Below are 18,448 nucleotides of genomic sequence, written 5' to 3'. Positions count from 1 at the left end.
GGATCCGCCGGTCTGGCGAGAGGAACCTTGGGGCACAGAACGGGATGAGCTGGAGCGACGGCGCCTGCCTTGGCGCGCCGATCCCTCATTCATGCTGTTACTCACACGTCCTCGCAACGTCGTCGGAACTGAAACGGCGGTTGGGCGTGAGGCTCCTCGCCGCCCTCGGTCTTCACGCTTGGCCGACGAGGTCAGGCGGTCCGTTCCCGAGTACGTACGAAACCGTCAAGTGGTTCCAGGAACAACCTTGGCAGACCTCGACAACGTACACCCGGAACTCATCGTAATCATGAGCCATGGTGATGAGCTCTGATGTGACTTTTGCCTGGCCGGCATGGCGCCCAAGGCACTCACCGTAGACATAAGTCACATTGGTGACGTTCTCCCTTTCGCAGACCGGGCAGAGACGTTCGGTCGGCTCGCCGAAGTGGCGGGCCGCGCGAAGGAGGTAGGGCTGTGCGTCACAGACGTCACCGCGCGAGGCTCGCCCGGAATGCAGGGAGCGGACTGCCGCTCTCTTCGCGAGACCGTAATCCACCACCCTTCGCTGTGACCACATGAGCGTCAGACTACGGCGTTTTGAGTGTCCATCCCAACGACTCCGCGGAATCATAGATTGCAGCGATATAGCGCCACGACGTATCATCGGGATGTATCGGCTCGATACATCGACGCGAGAGGGGGCGGTTCCCATGGCCAGCGGGCAGGGCAGGGTCCTGGAGCTGGCCGTGCTCGGGTCGCTGCACGAAACGCCGCTGCACGGCTATGAGCTGCGCAAACGTCTCAACGCCCTGCTGGGGATGTTCCGTGCGTTCTCCTACGGATCGCTTTACCCCTGTCTGCGATCACTTCTCGCTCGGGGCCTCATCGCGGAGGAGCAGCCCGCTTCCACCACGATCGTCGGCGGCCGGTCGAAAATCGTTTACAAGCTGACCGCCGAAGGCAAGGAACGCCTGCAGGACCTGCTCACGCAGGCCGGTCCTTCCGCATGGGAGGACGAGAGCTTCGGCGTGCATTTCGCGTTTTTCCGGCACACCGAGGCCGAGGTGCGGCTGCGCATTCTCGAAGGCCGCCGCAGCCGGCTGGAAGAGCGGCTCGACGCGGTGCGCACGGCGCTGGCGCGCACCAGGGAACGTCTCGACAGCTACACGCTCGAGCTGCAGCGTCACGGGCTCGAGTCGGTCGAGCGCGAGGTGCGCTGGCTCAACGAGCTGATCGCAACGGAGCGCCGGGCCTCGGAAGAGCCCGGCAGAGACACCACGTCAACTGATGAGTAAGGGAGCGAGTGCGATGGGTTCGGTTCGCGTGGCCATTGTCGGTGTCGGCAACTGCGCGTCGTCGCTGGTCCAGGGTGTTCACTATTACAAGGACGCCGACCCGGACACACGGGTCCCGGGCCTGATGCACGTGAAGTTCGGCGATTACCACGTCGGCGACGTCGAGTTCGTCGCGGCCTTCGACGTTGACGCCAAAAAGGTCGGCCGTGACCTGTCCGAGGCCATCGTCGCCAGCGAGAACAACACCATCAAGATCACCGATGTGCCGCCCACCGGCGTGACCGTGCAACGCGGGCCCACCTTCGACGGACTCGGCGAGTTCTACCAGGACATCATCGACGAGTCCGACGAGACGCCCGTCGACGTGGTCCAGGTGCTGCGCGACAACCAGGCCGACGTCCTGGTCTCCTACCTGCCCGTCGGCTCCGAGGACGCAGACCGCTTCTACGCCCAGTGCGCCATCGACGCGGGCGTCGCCTTCGTCAACGCGCTGCCCGTCTTCATCGCCTCCGACCCCGTCTGGGCGGCCAAGTTCACCGACGCCGGCGTGCCCATCGTCGGCGACGACATCAAATCCCAGGTCGGCGCCACCATCACCCACCGCGTCATGGCCAAGCTCTTCGAAGACCGCGGCGTCGAGCTGCTACGCACCTACCAGCTCAACTTCGGCGGCAACATGGACTTCATGAACATGCTGGAGCGCAAGCGCCTGCAGTCCAAGAAGATCTCCAAGACCCAGTCGGTCACCTCCCAGATCCCCCGCGAGATGGGCAAGAGCGACGTGCACATCGGCCCCTCCGACCATGTGCCCTGGCTCGACGACCGCAAATGGGCCTACGTCCGCCTCGAAGGCCGCTCCTTCGGCGACACCCCGCTCAACCTGGAATACAAGCTCGAGGTGTGGGACTCACCCAACTCCGCCGGCATCATCATCGACGCCGTCCGCGCCGCCAAGATCGCCCTCGACCGCGGCATCGCCGGGCCCATCCTGTCGGCCTCCTCCTACTTCATGAAGTCCCCGCCCGAGCAGTACTCCGACGACCAGGCCCGCGAATACGTCGAGAAGTTCATCCGCGGCGAAGTCGAACGCTGACCTCCGCACCATCCCCAGGGCGCCGCGCCTGTGCGGCGCCCTGGGCTTCGCTCACAGACGGGCCGCGGGAGGCAGCTCGTCGGCCGGAGCTGGCCGCCAGGTGAGCGGGTCGGAGCCGAGCCTCGCCAGCTGCGGCACCTGCTCCCTGCACCACGGCGAGATCGCCAGCAGGCCGTTGAGCACGCCCTCGGCGAACTCCTTCCACGGCATCCACGAGGTCTCCCCCACCTCGTCGGGGTTGGGCACGACGGGCGCGTCGACCGTGACCCGGAAGACCGGGCAGAGCTCGTGCTCGACGATGCCGTTGGACATGACGGCGCGGTAGGCGAAGGCGGGCAGCATCAGGTCGGCGCGCTCGGCCTTCAGCCCCAGCTCGTAGGAGAGCCGGCGCATGACCGCGCGGTCGAGCGACTCACCCGGCAGCGGGTGGCCGCAGCAGCTGTTGGTCCAGACGCCGGGCCAGGTGAGCTTGTGGTCGGCCCTCCTGGTGAGCAGTACGCGGCCGTCCCGGTCGAAGACATAGCTGGAGAAGGCCAGGTGAAGGGGGGTGTCATGGCAGTGCACCGACATCTTCGGCGCGGTGCCGAGCGGATGGCCACTGCGATCGACCAGCACAACGAGTTCGTCAGTCGTCACGCTTCGAAGCGTACGTGATCATGTGTGCTGTGGGGAAGCCGGGTTCACCTGCTGGACCGGCATCCGCGCGTCCCGCACGACGGGTCCGGGGCTAGGCTGACGGCGTGTCATTCGTCGCCGATCTCCGCGTGGTCCTGCGGGGCAGAGATTTCCGGCGCCTGTTCGGGACCCGTCTGGTCTCCCAGTTCTCCGACGGGATCTTCCAGTTCGGCGTGACGGGTTTCGCCTTCTTCAGCCCCGAGAACCAGACGACCGCGCTCGAGGTGGCGGTGGGGCTGGCCGTGCTGCTGCTGCCGTACAGCGTGCTCGGGCCGTTCGTCGGCGTGTTCATCGACCGCTGGTCGCGGCGGCAGATCCTGGTGGTCGCGCCCTTCATACGCGGTGTGCTGCTGCTCGTGGCGGCCGGGCTGGTCGTCGCCGACGTGCCCGACCCGCTGTTCTACGGCGCGGCGCTGCTGGTGCTCGGCGTCAACCGGTTCTTCCTGGCCGCGCTCGGCGCCTCGCTGCCGCACGTCGTCCCACCCGAGCGGCTGATCGCGGCCAACGCCGTCACCCCCACCTCAGGGACGGTGGCCACGTTCATCGGCGCCGGTCTTGGGTTCCTGTTGCGGGAGATCTTCGGCGGCGGCGACTTCGGCGTGGCGCTGCTGCTGGCGACGTCCGGCGTGGTGTTCACGCTGAGCGCGCTCGTGGCGCGGACCATGGACCGCCGGCTGCTCGGCCCATGGTCCGACCCCGACCTGCCGCAGGCCCGCCAGGCCCTGCGCAACGTCGTCACCGGTCTCATCGACGGCGCCAGGCACCTGGTGCGCCACCGGGTGGCCGCCGCGACGATGGGCGCGATGGCCACGCACCGGTTCCTGTTCGGCATGTCCACCGCGCTCGGCATCATCCTCTACCGCTACTACTTCGCCGACGGCGACGCCGAGACCGCGCTGCGCGGGGTCGGCCTCGTCGTGGTCGGCGCCGGCATCGGCACGGCCCTCGCCGTGGTCATCACCCCGTACACGACCGATTGGTTCGGGATCGAGCGGTGGGTGCAGATCGCGATGGCGGGAGCGGGCGTGCTGACGGCGGCGCTCGTGCTGCCCTTCCAGGAGTGGGGGCTGCCGGTGGCCGGGTTCGTGCTGGGCGTGGCCGGGCAGAGCGTCAAGATCTGCGCCGACACGACGGTCCAGCGCGACGTCGAGGACATCTACAGGGGCCGCGCGTTCTCCCTCTACGACATGCTCTTCAACGGCATGTACGTGCTCGCCGCCGCCGTGTCGGCGGTGATCCTGCCGGCCGACGGCAAGTCGTACGCCGCCGTGGTGATCATCTCGGTCGGCTATCCGGCGGCGGCGCTCGTCTACCGGATGATCACCACCGCGTCACGCGCCGAGGTCGTCTGACCTGGCCCACTCCAGCAGCGCCTCCGTGGCCGCCTCCTTGCCGATCATGCCCTTGTCGAGCCTGAGCTCGAGCAGGAACTTGTACGCCCGCCCCACGACCGGCCCAGGCCCGACCCCGAGCACCCGCTGGATCTCGTTGCCGTCGAGCTCGGGGCGGATCTTGGCCAGCTCCTCCTCCTCGGCCAGCCTGGCGATGCGCTCCTCCAGGTGGTCGTAGGTCCGCGCCAGCGCCGCGGCCTTGCGCTTGTTGCGGGTCGTGCAGTCGGCCCTGGTCAGCTTGTGCAGCCGGTCGAGCAGATGGCCGGCGTCGCGCACGTAGCGACGCACGGCGCTGTCGGTCCACTCCCCCGTGCCGTAGCCGTGGAAGCGCAGGTGCAGCTCGACCAGCCGGGAGACGTCGGACACGACGTCCTTGGGGAACTTCAGCTCGGTCATGCGCTTCTTGGTCATCTGGGCGCCGACCACCTCGTGGTGGTGGAACGACACCCGGCCGCCCGGCTCGTGGCGGCGCGTCTTCGGCTTGCCGACGTCGTGCATGAGCGCCGTCCAGCGCAGGATCTTGTCGGGCTTGCCGTCCTCCTCCTGCGCGATGGCCTGGTCGAGCACCGTCAACGTGTGCTCGTAGACGTCCTTGTGCCGGTGGTGCTCGTCGATCTCGAGGCGCAGCTTGGGCAGCTCGGGCAGCACGTACGCCGCCAGCCCCGTCTGCACCAGCAGCCGCAGCCCCTCGCGCGGGTTGGCGCCGCAGACGAGCTTGTCGAGCTCGTCACGGATGCGCTCGGCCGAGACGATCTGGATGCGCTCGGCCATCGCGGACATCGCCGCCAGGGCGTCGTCGTCGACCGTGAACCCGAGCTGCGAGGCGAACCTGGCCGCCCGCAACATGCGCAGCGGATCATCGCCGAAGGAGCGTTCGGGAGACCCCGGTGTGCGCAGCAGCCCGGCCCGCAGGTCGCGCAGCCCGCCGTAGGGGTCGATGAACTCGTGCCCCGGCAGCCGCACCGCCATCGCGTTGACCGCGAAGTCGCGCCGCTCCAGGTCGGCCTCCAGCGTCTCGCCGTACATGACGTCGGGTTTGCGCGACTTCGGGTCGTACGACTCGCTGCGGTAGGTCGTGATCTCGATGAGCGAGCCGCCTTTGCGCAGGCCGACGGTGCCGAAGTCGATGCCGATCGTCCACACGGAGTCGGCCCAGTCCTTGACGATCTCCAGCACCCGCTCGGGGCGGGCGTCGGTGGTCAGGTCGAGGTCGTTGCCGATGCGGCCGAGGAGGAGGTCACGCACGGGCCCGCCGACCAGGGCGAGCTCGTGGCCGTGCGCGGCGAACAGGCGGCCGAGCTCGTCGGCCGCCGGCGCGATCTTGCGGAACAGGTCGTGCATGGCCTGCCGCTGGCTTTCGGTCAGAGTTGAGTCGGACAAACGCAGTGGGTCCTTCCGGAACATATCCCCCGAGCCACACCAGGTCCGGGTTACCTTCGGTCAAAGGACCGTCGGGGGCCATGGAACGAGGTAAGGAGGACTATATGAAGGATGCCCTCGCGATCCACCGCCGGCTCCTCGCACACCAGGTCCATCATGAGATCGTACGCCTTCCGCGTCCCATGACATCCGCGCGGGAACTGCCGGACATGGTCTCCGCGGCGCCCGAGAGGTGCCTGATGGTCACCGTGCTCGAAGTGGCCACCAGGGTCGGCCGCGAGGTCGTCGTCGCGGTGACCTCCCCCGTCGCCCTGCCGCCCAGGCCCGGAGCCGTCGGCGCCCTGCTCGGCGCGCGCCAGGTGCGCCACGCCGCCTCCCACGTGGTCAACGCGGCCACCGACTACGCCGACGGGCTGGTGTGCCCGCTGCTGCTGCCGCAGCCGCTGCCCGTGTTCATCGACGACCGGCTGCGCGTGGACGAAGGACCGGTGTTCATGCCCATCGGCGAACGCCACACCGCCCTCTCCTTACGTGCCCGCGACCTGCTGGAACTTCTGCCGGGAAAGCTCGCCGACCTACGGGGCGCACGCCTGAGAGGAGCACGTGGGGCGGTCGCGCGACGGCACTGAACCCGTACCATTGCGGGCGTGCGTCGTCGTACTCCAGCTCGGGCATGCGCGTGATCCGTAAGGCCACGCTGCTCGCCGTGCTCTCCGCCGCGTTGCTCGCCCTCATGGTGGCGGCGACGCCGGGCACGGCTGCCACCAGCGCGAGCAGGCAGACCGTCACCGTGTCGATCGCGTCGATCACCCCCGACGTGCCCACTTCCCCAAGCGACGAGATCAAGTTCGCCGGCACGGTCCGCAACGACACGGGCGCTCCCAAACCTGCCATGCGCGTACGCCTGCGCTACACGCCACAGAGGATCATCGACCGGGCGTCCATGGAGGTCTACGCGGCCGACCAGAACACCACGACGCTCCCGGGCAACGTCTCGTCCTCCTCGGCGATGGACATCCCGCCGCTCGCCGCCGGCGAGGAGACCCGCTGGGAGTTCACCGCGACGCCGGTGCAGCTCGGCTACCGCTCGTTCGGGGCCTATCCGATCGCCATCGACGTGGCCCAGTACGGCGTGCCGATCTTCGCGCAGCGCACGTTCCTCACCTACGCGCCGCCCACCGTCCCCAAGCCGCCGCGCAACAAGCTGGCCGTCGCCCTGCCGATCATCGACCAGCCGCACCGGGCGACCGACGGGTCCATGTTCGTGGACGACAAGTTGAGCCAGTCGGTCGCCGGCCGGGGCCGCCTGGCCGACCTGGCCCGCGTCGCGCAGGTCGCGCCCAAGACGGTGACCTGGTTCTTCGAGCCCGGGCTGCTCGACGACCTCGACGTGATGAAGAGCGGCTACACGGTCAGGACGAAGGACGGCGAAGAGAGCCGGCCGGCCAGCGCCGCGGCCGGCGCGTGGCTGACGAGCATGCGCACCTCGCTGGCCTCCTCGCCCGTGGTGGCGGTCCCCTACGCCGATCCCGACGTGACCGGGATGGCCCACCGCGGCCTCGACGTCCAGCCCAACAGGGCCATCCAGCTGGCCGGGCAGAAGGCCGGGGAACTGCTGGGCCGCGAGGTGAAGACCAACGTCAACTGGCCGCCCTCCGGCCGGCTCGACCCGGACGCGCTCGACCTGCTCTCGGTCTCCGACGCCAAGGTCGACCGGGTGCTGCTCGACCCCGGCAACCTGCCCCCGCAGCCGCCCGTCACGTTCACGCCCGACGCCGCCTCGACCCTCGACTCGGTCAACGGCCCCGTCACCGCGCTCGTCGCCGATCCCCAGCTGAGCGCCCTGTTCGAGCCCAAGGGCGCCACGAGCGTCCTGCTCAGCACGCAGCGTTTCATCGCCGAGACCGCGATGATCTCCGCCGAGCAGGGCCAGACCTCGCCCAGGTCGCTGGTCATCGCCCCGTCGAGGCGCTGGGATCCCAACCCGGCCCTCGTCTCCGCCCTGCTCAAGGCCGCGGGCCGCCTGCCGTGGCTGCAGATGACCACGCTTGAGTCGATCAAGCCGAGCAAGGCTTCGGTGCCGCGCGCCGGGCTGACCTACACCGACGCCGACCGCAAGGACGAGTTGAGCGGCAAATACCTCAAGCGGGTCAAGGAGACCTGGGAGAAGGCGCAGCTGACCGCCGAGATCACCACGACGAAGACACGGTCCAGCTTCGACGCGGCCGTACTCAGGCTGTCCTCCTCGGCCTGGCGCTCCAGCTCGCGGACGGGCCGCGCGCTGACCAAGCAGGTGAGCGCGGCGGTCGATGACCGCCTGGGCAAGGTCACGATCACCGGAGCCGGCTCCGACCGGCCACGCAAATCGCTGGCCGGCAGCGACGGCGTGGTGCCCATCAGCGTGAAGAACTCGACGGGCGCCCAGATCTCCCTCTACGTCGACGTCCAGTCCAACAACCGCAAGCTGCTGCAGGTCAAAGACCAGAACGAGCGGCTGACCATCGGCGTCGGGCAGAGCGGCACGGTCCCGGTGCCGATGAACGCCACCGGCAACGGCGACGCCACGGTCACCGTGCAGCTCAGGACCGTCGACGGCAAGGCGTACGGCGAGCCGGTGCGGCTGACCATCCGCACCACCGGCTACACCGGCATCGCCTCGGTGATCGTCGGAGCCGCTCTCACCGTTATGCTCGCCGCCGTGGTGACGCGGGTGCTGCGCCGACGGTCAGAACGCAAGCTCGCCCGGGCCGCCAAGAACCGGGAGGTGAGCACTGCATGAGCCGCATGCTGAAGGCCAGCGCCATCATGGCGGCGGGCACGATGGTGTCCAGGGTGACGGGTTTCGTCAGGACCATGGTGCTGGCGTACGCCATCGGCACGGCTCTGCTCGGCGACGCCTACAACGCGGCCTACGCGATCCCGTACAGCATCCTCGACCTGCTGCTGCTGGGCGTGCTGAGCAGCGTCGTGGTGCCGATGATCGTACGGGCGCAGCAGCGCGACGCCGACGGCGGGCGGGCCTACGAGCAGCGGCTGCTGACGCTCGCCACGCTGACGCTGGCCGTCATCGCGGTCGCCGCCGCTTTCGCCGCGCCGCTGCTCATCGACCTCTACACGGTGTGGGACCGGGACAGCAGGGAGTTCGAGGTCGCGGTCATGCTGGCCCGGTTCATCCTGCCGCAGTTGGCCTTCTTCGGCACGGGCGCGGTGGCGGGCGCCATCCTCAACACCCGCGACCGCTTCGCCGCCCCCATGTGGGCGCCCGTACTCAACAACCTCGTCGTCATCTGCGCGTTCCTTCTCTTCGCCCTGGTCAGCACCGCAGGCGGCGACATCGCCAAGGTCACCGACGGTGATCTCGTCCTGCTGGGCCTCGGCACCACGGCCGGCATCGTGGCACAGGCGTCCGTGCTGATCGTGGCGCTCAAGCGCGCCGGGTTCTCCTTCAAGCCCCGCCTCGACCTGCGTAACGCCCGGCTGGGCGAGATGGCCAAGGCCGGCGTCTGGACGATCGGCTACACCGTCGTCACCCAGCTCGGCTTCGTGCTGACCACCAACCTGGCCAGCGCCGCGGGCTCCGTGGTGGAGGGGCACGGCATCAGCCCGTACACCCTGGCGTTCCAGCTCTTCCAGCTGCCCTACGGCGTCATCGGCGTCTCGGTGATCACGGCCATGCTGCCGCGGATGAGCAGGGCCGTCAGTGACGGGCGGTTCGACGACGTACGCTCCGAGTTCGGGTCGAGCGTCCGCCTCGTCTGCTCGCTGATGGTGCCAGTGTCGCTGCTGCTCATGGTGCTCGGCCCGGCCATCACCGTGCCGATCTACGGCCACGGCGCCAACAGCGTCGCCGACGCCGTCTACATCGGCAACGTGCTGCAGGTATACGGGCTGGCGCTCGTGCCGTTCGCGCTCTTCCAGCTGCTGCTGCGCGTCTTCTACAGCTTCGGCGACACCCGCACGCCGGTGTTCGTCGGCGCGGGCACGACCGCGGTCAACGCCCTGCTCATGTGGCTGTTCTTCACGCTGCTGCCGGCGCGTTATGCCGTGATGGGGCTGGCTCTCGCGTACGCGGTCGCGTACGCGCTGGGCGCCCTTACGGCCTGGTGGCTGGCCGGCCGGCGGGTGCAGGGGCTGGGCGGATGGAGCATCGGCATGGCACTGACCAGGATGTACCTCGCGGCGCTGCCCACCGCTGTACTGGCCCTCGGGGCAGTATGGGTGGTCACCGGGGTCTTCGACGGGCTAGGGTTCGTCAATTCGCTGATCGTTCTGGCCGTCGGAGGCGGTCTCGGGTTGCTCCTCTATCTCGGCGTTGCGCACAGAATGCGCATCCCGGAGGTCAACTCCATCGTTGGGATGGTCGCGGGGCGGGTAGGTCGGTAAAGAACGCGGGCGGAATCTACTCGGCACTACCATGGAGCCCGACACGCGCGAATGAGAGCAGGAGGGGCGTGGGCGGATCCACCCGGCATAGCGTGCCTTCGTGGTACACGACCACGCAGGTGAGTCGAGTCATGAGCACGCCCGATCGGCGCAGCGGAGTGAGCCAGTGAGCACGTCGGCGGTCGAACCCGGCACCCGCCTCGCCGAGCGCTTCCGCCTGGAAGACCGCGTCAGCGAGTCCGACGGCGCCACCCTGTGGAAGGCCATCGACGAGATCCTCGCCAGGCCGGTGGCGGTCCACACCTTCAGCCCCGGTTTTCCCCGGGTCCACGAGGTCGTCACGGCCGCCCGGTCGGCCAGCCGGCTCACCGACCCGCGCCTGACCCAGGTGTTCGACGCGGCGGAGGACGAGAAGGCCTCCTACGTCGTGAGCGAGTGGGTCACCGGCGAGAGCCTGACCGACCTGCTGGCCTCGGGCCCGCTGGATCCGGAGCGCGCGGCCGGGCTGGTGGCCGAGGCCGCCGAGGCGCTCGCGCACGCCCACGAGGCGCAGCTCTACCATCTGTGCCTGCGCCCGTCCCACCTGGTGTGGACGACCGGCAACACGGTCAAGGTGCTCGGCGTGGCCGTCGACGCGGCCATGTACGGCCTCACCACCGACCAGCCGGCGCTCGACGACGCCGAGGGCCTGGGCCGGCTGCTCTACGCGGGGCTGACCGGACACTGGCCAGGCGACGAGGAAGAGGGCGGGCTGCCCGCGGCGCCGATGACCGATGGCCACTTCTGCACGCCGCGGCAGGTCACCGCGGGCGTGCCCGGCTATCTCGACGCGGTGACCGTGCGGGCGTGCCTGCCCGAGTCGCGCAAGGGCCACGGCGCGCTGGCCAACCCGGACGAGGTGGCCGCGGCGCTGGCCGACGTCGCCAGGCCGATGCCGATCCCGATCTCCTACCCTTCGACCCCGGCGGTGGCCTCCGCGTCCCATACCGAGGGCCTCGACATCGCCCACCGGCAGAAGTTGTCCGTCCCACCGCCGCAGCCCCCGCCGCACCGCGTGCCCAAGGGCGAGGGCAGCATGGTCAACCGGGTGCTGATGACGTTGGTGGTGCTGCTCGTCATCGCCGCCGTCGGTGTGGGCGCGTGGACGATCGGCAGGAGCCTGGGCAGCCCCACCGACCCTGAGGCCCAGCAGACCGTTCCCAGCGTGTCGGCGTCGGCGTCCGCGCAGGTCGAGGCCGTCAAGCCCGACAGCGCCAAGGGCTTCGACCCGCTCGGCGACGATGACGAGAAGTCCGACATCGCGAAGCTGGCCATCGACGGCAAGCCCAGCACGCTGTGGAAGACCGAGTCCTACAGCAGCGCCGACCTCGGCCGGCTGAAGGACGGCGTCGGCCTCCTGCTCGACATGGGCAAGTCCATCCGGATCAGCGACGTGGTGGCTACGCTGGGCGACGCGCCGGGCGCGACCGTCGAACTCAAGGTGGGTGACTCAGCCGATCTCGACGCCCTGAAGACGGTGGCCACGAAGAAGGACGCAGCAGGTAAGACCACTCTGACCCCCGAAGAACCAGCAAGCGGTCAGTACGTTTTGATCTGGTTCACGCGCGTTCCGACAGATGGGGGCAAGTTTCATGGCACCATCTATGACGTAGTGGTGCACTCTCCCGGATCGGCATAATCAGGAAACTCTCTTGTGAACTCCCCACCCGAGACACCCTCAGCAGCGGAGCGGCCGGCGGTCACAGACGCCGAGCTGCTGACTGCCCATATCAACGGGGATACCCACGCCTTCAGCGAAATCGTCAAAAGGCACCGCGACCGCATGTGGGCGGTCGCCCTGCGTACGCTCGGTGACCCCGACGAGGCCGCCGACGCCGTGCAGGACGCCTTCGTCTCCGCGTACCGCAAGGCCGCCACGTTCCGCGGCGAGGCGGCCGTCACCACCTGGCTGCACCGCATCGTGGTCAACGCCTGTCTCGACCGCATGCGCCGCAAGTCCGTCAGGCCCGTCGCGGACGACGAGCTGATCGAGGCCGCCGAGCGCGAGACCCCCCTGCCCGACCAGACCGTGGAGCGTGAGGTCTCCATGGAGGTGTCGGCCGCGCTCAAACTCCTGCCCAGCGATCAGCGGGCGGCCCTCGTCCTCGTCGACATGATGGGGTATTCGGTCGAAGACGCAGCTCACGTGCTCCAGGTTCCGAGCGGCACGGTGAAGAGCCGGTGTGCCAGAGGACGCGCGAAACTTGCCCCGATTCTTTCGCATCTGCGGAACCGAACGGACCTTAATCGCGTCTCATCCGCGAAGGGAGCAGAACTTCGTGACGGGTGATACGCACTACGATCTGGACATCCTGGCCGAGTTGGCCGAGGGTCTCCTGGACGTCGACACGGCACGCCAGGTCCGCGGGCATCTCGCGGTCTGCGACCCCTGCGGGGAGCTACTGGCAGACCTGGCGACGGTTCGCGAGGTGCTCGCGGCGACCCCCACACCGGCCATGCCGATGGGTGTCGCACTGCGCATCGACAAGGCTCTGGCCGCCGAGGCGGAGTCCCGCAAGGGTGGAGGCGTCGGCCTCGCCGACACCCCGGACTGGGACGAGCTCATGCGGGACGCGCCGTGGGAGCGCGCCGCCGAGGTGCCGGAGCCCGCACGCTTCGGCGCGGGCAAGGTCGCCGAGCCGGCGCGGACCGACGCCCCCGGGCAGGACGCAACTGAGCCGGTGCGTCTGGGCGTGGTCGCCGACGACGGCACCATCGTCCAGGCCAGGCGCACGCGCGCACGACGGCGCGGCTGGGCGTTGCCCGCGGTCGCGGCAGCGGCGGCGGTCGCCGTGGTCGGCACGGCGTTGGCCTCGACCAGCCTGCTGGCGAGCGGCGGAGGCGGTCAGGGCGACACCGTCGCCCCACCGGTGGCGCAGTCCAAGGCGGTGTCGACGCCCACGCCGGTGGAGCGGAATCCGACGCGGGCGAGGTCGTACGCGCTGACCGACAGCCAGCACAACTACAGCGACCAGGAGCTTCGGCAGCCGCTCGAAGGCGTCTTCGGCCCCGCGCCCATCGTCGGTGGCGGCACGTCCGACGCCGCGAGCGTCGACAAGTGCGTGAACAGGGTGGCGGATCGCTCGAAGCTGCCGACGTACGCGGTCGACCAGGGACAGTACAACGGCCAGGAGGCCCTGGTGATCGCCTCGTGGAAGGACAAGGCCGCCCAGAAGCTGCGCATCGACATCGTCGACCCGTTCAACTGCAAGAACCTGCGTAAGCCCGCACTGGGCCGTTGGTAGGCGAAACCCCATGTCAGAGCCCGCTTCGGCGGGCTCTTTCGTTTCGGGTGGGTGTGGCGGGCAGGGCAGGGAATCAGGGCGGCCTAGGATCTGTTGACGCCGATGGCATCAGCTGACTGAGGAAGGCAGGCGTGAAGCGTTGAGTGACGTGCGTAACGTGATCATCATCGGATCCGGCCCAGCCGGCTACACCGCGGCCGTCTACTCCGCTCGTGCCGAGCTCAAGCCGCTGATCTTCGAGGGCTCCGTCACAGCGGGCGGCGCGCTCATGAACACCACCGACGTGGAGAACTTCCCTGGGTTCCCTGACGGCATCATGGGCCCCGACCTGATGGACAACCTGCGCAAGCAGGCCGAACGGTTCGGCGCCGAGCTCATCGCCGACGACGTCGTCGAGGTCGACCTCCGGGCCAACCCCAAGGTCGTCAAGACCCACACCGACACCTACTACGCCAGGTCCGTCATCCTGGCGATGGGGTCCGGCTACCGCGAGCTCGGCCTGGCCAACGAGAAGCGTCTGTCCGGCCACGGCGTGTCCTGGTGTGCCACCTGTGACGGCTTCTTCTTCCGCAACAAGGACATCGTGGTGGTCGGCGGCGGCGACACCGCGATGGAGGAGGCCACGTTTCTGACCAGGTTCGGCCGCATGGTGACGGTGGTGCACCGGCGTGACCAGCTGCGGGCCAGCAAGATCATGCAGGACCGCGCCTTCGGCAACGACAAGATCCGGTTCGTCTGGGACTCCGAGGTCGTCGACGTGATCGGCGACACCAAGGTCGAGGCGGTCAAGCTGCGCAACCTCAAGACCGGCGAGGAGTGCGAGCTGGCCACCGACGCGCTGTTCCTGGCCATCGGCCACGACCCGCGCACCGAGCTGATCAAGGGGCAGATCGACCTCGACGAGAACGGCTACATCAAGGTGGCCTCCCCCAGCACCGCCACCAACATCGAGGGCGTCTTCGCCGCAGGAGACGTCGTGGACCACACCTACCGCCAGGCCATCACCGCGGCCGGCACCGGCTGCGCGGCCTCGCTCGACTCCGAGCGCTGGCTGGCCACCATCGAGAAGTAAGGAGCGCACCGTGAAGGCTGTCACCGACGCCAACTTCGACACCGAGGTCCTCAAGAGCGACAAGCCCGTTCTGGTCGACTTCTGGGCCGAATGGTGCGGCCCGTGCCGCCAGGTCTCGCCGATCCTCCAGGAGATCGCCAACGAGCACAGCGACAAGCTGGAGGTCGTCAAGCTCAACATCGACGAGAATCCTGAGGTTCCGCGCCAGTACGGCGTACTCCAGATTCCCACCATGAACGTCTACAAGGGTGGAGAGGTCGTGAAGCAGATCATCGGCGCCAAGCCGAAGGCCATGCTGCTGCGCGAGCTCGAGGGCATCATCTAGCGCCACGGATGGTTCGCCCTTTGTGGCGCGCTTCGCCCGGCAGAGCCCCCGTCCATCGTGGCGGGGGCTTCTGCATGGGCGCGTGCAGGGCTGAGATGCCGTCAGACGGGACGTAGGGCGCGTTCCGGGCTCATGGATCCCAGGAGCCGTTCCAGAGCCACCTCGACGTCCTCGCGCCACGAAACAGCGGTCTTGAGTTCCAGTCTGAGCCGCGGAAATCTCAAATGCGGACGAACTGTCTTAAAACCAACAGAAAGCAGATATTCCGCGGGAACTATGCAACTCGGCTCTTCCCACTTGAGGTCCCCAAAAGCTTCTATGGCTTTCACCCCACGCCGGGTGAGGTCTTTGGCGACGCCCTGGATCAGCATCCGGCCCAGCCCGCCGCCCGAGAACTCGGGAATGATGTGGGCCGTCATCAGCAGCACCGCGTCCGCGCTGACGGGCGAGGTGGGGAAGGCGAGCGAACGCGGGCTGTAGAGCGGCGGGCTGTAGAGCACGAAGCCCGCGGGCGCCCCGTCGACGTAGAGGATCTTCCCGCAGCTCCCCCACTCCAGGAGCGTGCCGGAGATCCAGGCCTCCTTCTCCAGCCCGGAGTCGCCCGACTCCACCGCGCGCTCGCCGCTGACGGGATCGAGCTCCCAGAACACACACCGCCGGCAGCGGCGCGGCAGATCGTCAAGATTGTCCAGGGTTATGTTGACCAGCCGGCGCGACAACTACCGCCCCTATCGTTGACCCGGAAAAGCGCGCGAAAACCGCGTCCACAGGTGGCATCGTAGCCCAGTGAAGATGCCACCAGCCGACACCACGACGGTCAGCCCCGTCACGGGCGACATGTCCGTCTAGCGTAATCTGGTATTTCAGTCCGATATGACACCTAGGAGGTGGGCCGTGACAGCAGAGCGGGATCACGGTCAGGCACCCGCGACCCACGGGTCGCGCATCGACGCGTACGTCGATCGGTACGCCGCACGAGCTACCGGGATGGTCGCCTCCGAGATCCGAGCTCTCTTCGCCGTCGCGTCGAGACCCGAGGTGGTCTCGCTCGCCGGCGGCATGCCGTACGTCACGGCGCTCCCCCTCGACATGGTCGGCGAGCTCGTCTCCGACCTGGTCACCAAGCGCGGCCCCGTCGCGCTGCAGTACGGCTCCGGCCAGGGTGACCCGCACCTGCGCGAGCAGATCTGCGAGGTCATGCGGCTGGAGGGGATCCACGCCGGGGCGGACGACGTCGTCGTCACCGTCGGTTCGCAGCAGGCCCTCGACCTGATCACCCGGATCTTCATCGATCCCGGCGACGTGGTGCTCGCCGAAGGTCCCTCGTACGTGGGGGCTCTGGGGACATTCGCCGCCTACCAGGCCAAAGTGGTGCATATCGCCATGGACGATCAGGGCATTGTGCCCGAATCCCTGGCCCAGACCATCTACGCCCTCGAAACCGCCGGCGCGCCCATCAAGTTCCTCTACACGATCCCGACCTTCCAGAACCCCGCCGGCGTCACCCTCAACATCGCCCGCCGCCAGCAGGTGCTCGACATCTGCCAGCGGGCCGGGGTGCTCGTCATCGAGGACAACCCGTACGGGCTGCTCGGCTTCGACGGCGAGCCCATGCGCGCCCTGCGCGCCGACAACCCCGACGGTGTGGTCTACCTGGGGTCGTTCTCCAAGACGCTCGCCCCCGGCTTCCGCGTCGGCTGGGCGCTCGCCCCGCACGCCATCCGCGACAAGCTCGTGCTCGCCATGGAGTCGGCCGTGCTGTCGCACTCGTCCTTCACCCAGCTGGCCGTCGGCCAATACCTCACCACGCAACCCTGGCGCGAGCAGATCAAGACGTTCAAGGAGCTCTACCGCGAGCGCCGCGACGCCATCCTCGACGCGCTGGAAGCCCTGATGCCGCCCGAGGTCACCTGGACCCGCCCCGCCGGCGGGTTCTTCGTCTGGGCCACCCTGCCCGAAGGGCTCGACTCCAAGGCCATCCTGCCGCGGGCCGTGGCCGAACGGGTCGCGTTCGTCCCGGGCACCGGCTTCTTCTCCGACGGCAGCGGATCTCGGCACATGCGCCTGTCGTTCTGCTTCCCCGAGCCCGACCGCATCCGTGAAGGCGTACGACGGCTCGCCGGAGTGATCGAACAGGAGATGCAACTGCGCGACACGTTCGGCACCTCCTCGGCCCGCGACCACGCCGGAGTCGACACACCAGGACCCGACCTGGCCTGAACCTCACGACGAAGGGCCGGCGCCGGGCGGCGCCGGCCCTTCGTCTTTCCCCGTCCCATGCCGGGCGCGCGGACGAAGCACCTGCCGTACACCATCCACCCCCGACGCCGGTACGGTTGGACAGCGTGCGATCAGCGGAGGAGATGTGATGAGCGATCTGGGCCACGTGCTCGTGCTGGCCGGAGGCCTCTCCTACGAGCGAGAGGTGTCTCTGCGGTCCGGTCGCCGAGTCAGCGAGGTGCTGCGCGCGGCGGGCGTCGACGTCGAAGCCCGCGACACCGACGCGTCCCTCGTGCCCTCCATCCTCGCCGACCCGCCGGAGGCCGTGTTCGTCACCCTGCACGGCGGCGCGGGCGAGGACGGCGCGATCCGCTCCGTCCTCGAACTGCTCAACGTCCCCTACGTGGGCGCCGACCCCGACGCCTGCCGGGTCGCCTTCGACAAACCCACCGCCAAGGCCGTCGTACGCTCCGTCGGGCTGCACACCCCCGAGTCCGTCACACTGCCGAAGGAGACCTTCCACGACCTCGGCGCCACCGTCGTGCTGGGCCGCATCGTCGAACGGCTCGGCCTGCCCCTCTTCGTCAAGCCCGCCCGTGGCGGCTCGGCGCTGGGCGCCTCCATCGTCCGCACCGCCGAAGACCTCCCCGCCGCCATGGTCGGCTGCTTCGCCTACGGCGACACGGCCCTGATCGAGCAGTACGTCGAAGGCGTCGAGGTGGCCGTCTCCGTCGTCGACCTCGGCAACGGCCCGGAGGCCCTGCCCGCCGTGGAGATCGTCCCCGACGAAGGGGTCTACGACTACGCGGCCCGCTACACGGCCGGCCACACCGAGTTCTTCGCCCCCGCCCGTCTCTCCCCCGAGGCCGCCGCGGCGTGCGCGGACACGGCGGTGACCGCCCACACGGCGCTCGGCCTGCGCGACATCTCCCGTACGGACCTGATCGTCGACGCGGCGGGCGTGCCCCATTTCCTCGAGGTCAACGTGGCGCCGGGGATGACGGAGACCTCCCTGCTGCCCATGGCCGCAGAAGCAGCCGGCCAGGACCTGGGCGACCTCTGCCGCGCGCTTCTCCAGAACGCCGCCATCCGCTCCCGGCCCTGACCTCCAGCCCGGACACCGGCCCCGCCGCACCACTCGCCCGCCGACGCTGAGCCGTCATCCCCTGCCGACGGTCACGCAGGACTACAAGGGCGACCTTTCCGCCCGACACCACCGCGCGCCACTGACCCACGTCGAGGGCGCCTCCTGGGTCGTCCGCACAGCGGCCGTCTCGCGCAAGCCACCCCCATAGGGCACGTCTGCCCTGCCGCGCATGCCGCCGACCCGCCTCACCCGACATCACCT

Annotated in this window: 17 protein-coding genes; 13 read left to right on the top strand and 4 right to left on the bottom strand. The window is 68.9% G+C overall.

Annotated features, from left to right (window positions below; genetic code table 11):
* Positions 1–172: 172 nt before the first annotated feature.
* Positions 173–559, bottom strand: a complete 387-nt coding sequence (locus tag E1267_RS03150; RefSeq protein ID WP_132329566.1) for a DUF5318 family protein — start codon at positions 557–559, stop codon at positions 173–175.
* Positions 560–692: 133 nt separating this feature from the next.
* Here E1267_RS03150 and E1267_RS03145 point away from each other — a divergent pair, with 133 nt between their 5' ends.
* Both E1267_RS03145 and E1267_RS03140 read left to right on the top strand, forming a co-directional pair.
* Positions 693–1,277, top strand: coding sequence for a PadR family transcriptional regulator (locus E1267_RS03145; protein ID WP_132329563.1), 585 nt, complete (start codon positions 693–695; stop codon positions 1,275–1,277).
* A 13-nt stretch (positions 1,278–1,290) separates the two neighbouring features.
* Complete coding sequence (locus tag E1267_RS03140) at positions 1,291–2,370, top strand: inositol-3-phosphate synthase (protein WP_132329560.1); 1,080 nt, start codon at positions 1,291–1,293, stop codon at positions 2,368–2,370.
* Between the two features lie 51 nt (positions 2,371–2,421).
* Here the strand turns inward: E1267_RS03140 and idi are convergent, their stop codons facing one another.
* Positions 2,422–3,006 (bottom strand): isopentenyl-diphosphate Delta-isomerase, encoded by a 585-nt coding sequence (idi, locus tag E1267_RS03135; RefSeq protein WP_132329557.1) that lies wholly within the window; start codon positions 3,004–3,006, stop codon positions 2,422–2,424.
* Between the two features lie 104 nt (positions 3,007–3,110).
* Between idi and E1267_RS03130 the strand changes: the two genes are divergently transcribed.
* Positions 3,111–4,397 (top strand): MFS transporter, encoded by a 1,287-nt coding sequence (locus E1267_RS03130; RefSeq protein ID WP_132329554.1) that lies wholly within the window; start codon positions 3,111–3,113, stop codon positions 4,395–4,397.
* On the opposite strand, the gene E1267_RS03125 is transcribed toward E1267_RS03130, so the two are convergent.
* On the bottom strand, positions 4,377–5,840 hold the full coding sequence (locus E1267_RS03125) for a CCA tRNA nucleotidyltransferase (protein WP_132329551.1): 1,464 nt from the start codon (positions 5,838–5,840) through the stop codon (positions 4,377–4,379). The genes E1267_RS03130 and E1267_RS03125 overlap by 21 nt on opposite strands.
* An 80-nt stretch (positions 5,841–5,920) precedes the next feature.
* On the opposite strand from E1267_RS03125, the gene E1267_RS03120 reads away from it, so the two are divergent.
* The 8 genes from E1267_RS03120 to trxA all read left to right on the top strand — a co-directional run bounded on the left by E1267_RS03120 (position 5,921) and on the right by trxA (position 14,880).
* Positions 5,921–6,445 (top strand): YbaK/EbsC family protein, encoded by a 525-nt coding sequence (locus E1267_RS03120; protein WP_132329548.1) that lies wholly within the window; start codon positions 5,921–5,923, stop codon positions 6,443–6,445.
* A gap of 44 nt (positions 6,446–6,489) precedes the next feature.
* Positions 6,490–8,595 (top strand): DUF6049 family protein, encoded by a 2,106-nt coding sequence (locus E1267_RS03115; protein WP_132329545.1) that lies wholly within the window; start codon positions 6,490–6,492, stop codon positions 8,593–8,595.
* Positions 8,592–10,199 (top strand): murein biosynthesis integral membrane protein MurJ, encoded by a 1,608-nt coding sequence (murJ, locus tag E1267_RS03110; RefSeq protein WP_246063389.1) that lies wholly within the window; start codon positions 8,592–8,594, stop codon positions 10,197–10,199. The genes E1267_RS03115 and murJ overlap by 4 nt, the downstream gene beginning before the upstream one ends.
* Positions 10,200–10,365: 166 nt before the next feature.
* On the top strand, positions 10,366–11,877 hold the full coding sequence (locus tag E1267_RS03105; protein ID WP_132329542.1) for a protein kinase family protein: 1,512 nt from the start codon (positions 10,366–10,368) through the stop codon (positions 11,875–11,877).
* Between the two features lie 15 nt (positions 11,878–11,892).
* Positions 11,893–12,528: an RNA polymerase sigma factor SigM gene (gene sigM, locus E1267_RS03100; protein WP_132329539.1), complete on the top strand. Its 636-nt coding sequence runs from the start codon at positions 11,893–11,895 to the stop codon at positions 12,526–12,528.
* Entirely contained in the window at positions 12,518–13,483 is a 966-nt protein-coding gene (locus E1267_RS03095; protein ID WP_132329536.1) for an anti-sigma factor, read from the top strand. Before sigM ends, E1267_RS03095 begins: the two co-directional genes overlap by 11 nt.
* Positions 13,484–13,622: 139 nt before the next feature.
* Positions 13,623–14,555 (top strand): thioredoxin-disulfide reductase, encoded by a 933-nt coding sequence (trxB, locus tag E1267_RS03090; protein WP_132329533.1) that lies wholly within the window; start codon positions 13,623–13,625, stop codon positions 14,553–14,555.
* A gap of 10 nt (positions 14,556–14,565) precedes the next feature.
* A complete protein-coding gene (gene trxA, locus E1267_RS03085; RefSeq protein WP_132329530.1) occupies positions 14,566–14,880 on the top strand; it encodes a thioredoxin in 315 nt (104 codons plus the stop codon).
* Between the two features lie 101 nt (positions 14,881–14,981).
* Here the strand turns inward: trxA and E1267_RS03080 are convergent, their stop codons facing one another.
* Positions 14,982–15,599 (bottom strand): GNAT family N-acetyltransferase, encoded by a 618-nt coding sequence (locus E1267_RS03080; protein WP_132329527.1) that lies wholly within the window; start codon positions 15,597–15,599, stop codon positions 14,982–14,984.
* 268 nt (positions 15,600–15,867) lie between these two features.
* Here E1267_RS03080 and E1267_RS03075 point away from each other — a divergent pair, with 268 nt between their 5' ends.
* Both E1267_RS03075 and E1267_RS03070 read left to right on the top strand, forming a co-directional pair.
* Entirely contained in the window at positions 15,868–17,100 is a 1,233-nt protein-coding gene (locus E1267_RS03075; protein ID WP_171055312.1) for an aminotransferase-like domain-containing protein, read from the top strand.
* 148 nt (positions 17,101–17,248) lie between these two features.
* A complete protein-coding gene (locus E1267_RS03070) occupies positions 17,249–18,205 on the top strand; it encodes a D-alanine--D-alanine ligase family protein (RefSeq protein WP_132329521.1) in 957 nt (318 codons plus the stop codon).
* Positions 18,206–18,448: the final 243 nt, after the last annotated feature.

This window comes from Nonomuraea longispora (assembly GCF_004348345.1).
GTDB lineage: Bacteria > Actinomycetota > Actinomycetes > Streptosporangiales > Streptosporangiaceae > Nonomuraea > Nonomuraea longispora.
This window is presented reverse-complemented; position numbering and strand designations above follow the sequence as displayed.

Bases quoted from the DNA above. Each gene is read 5' to 3' on its own strand.
- E1267_RS03150 (WP_132329566.1), bottom strand. From the start codon at position 559: ATGTGGTCACAGCGAAGGGTGGTGGATTACGGTCTCGCGAAGAGAGCG.
- E1267_RS03145 (WP_132329563.1), top strand. From the start codon at position 693: ATGGCCAGCGGGCAGGGCAGGGTCCTGGAGCTGGCCGTGCTCGGGTCG.
- E1267_RS03140 (WP_132329560.1), top strand. From the start codon at position 1,291: ATGGGTTCGGTTCGCGTGGCCATTGTCGGTGTCGGCAACTGCGCGTCG.
- E1267_RS03125 (WP_132329551.1), bottom strand. From the start codon at position 5,840: ATGTTCCGGAAGGACCCACTGCGTTTGTCCGACTCAACTCTGACCGAA.
- E1267_RS03120 (WP_132329548.1), top strand. From the start codon at position 5,921: ATGAAGGATGCCCTCGCGATCCACCGCCGGCTCCTCGCACACCAGGTC.
- E1267_RS03115 (WP_132329545.1), top strand. From the start codon at position 6,490: ATGCGCGTGATCCGTAAGGCCACGCTGCTCGCCGTGCTCTCCGCCGCG.
- murJ (WP_246063389.1), top strand. From the start codon at position 8,592: ATGAGCCGCATGCTGAAGGCCAGCGCCATCATGGCGGCGGGCACGATG.
- E1267_RS03075 (WP_171055312.1), top strand. From the start codon at position 15,868: ATGGTCGCCTCCGAGATCCGAGCTCTCTTCGCCGTCGCGTCGAGACCC.
- E1267_RS03070 (WP_132329521.1), top strand. From the start codon at position 17,249: ATGAGCGATCTGGGCCACGTGCTCGTGCTGGCCGGAGGCCTCTCCTAC.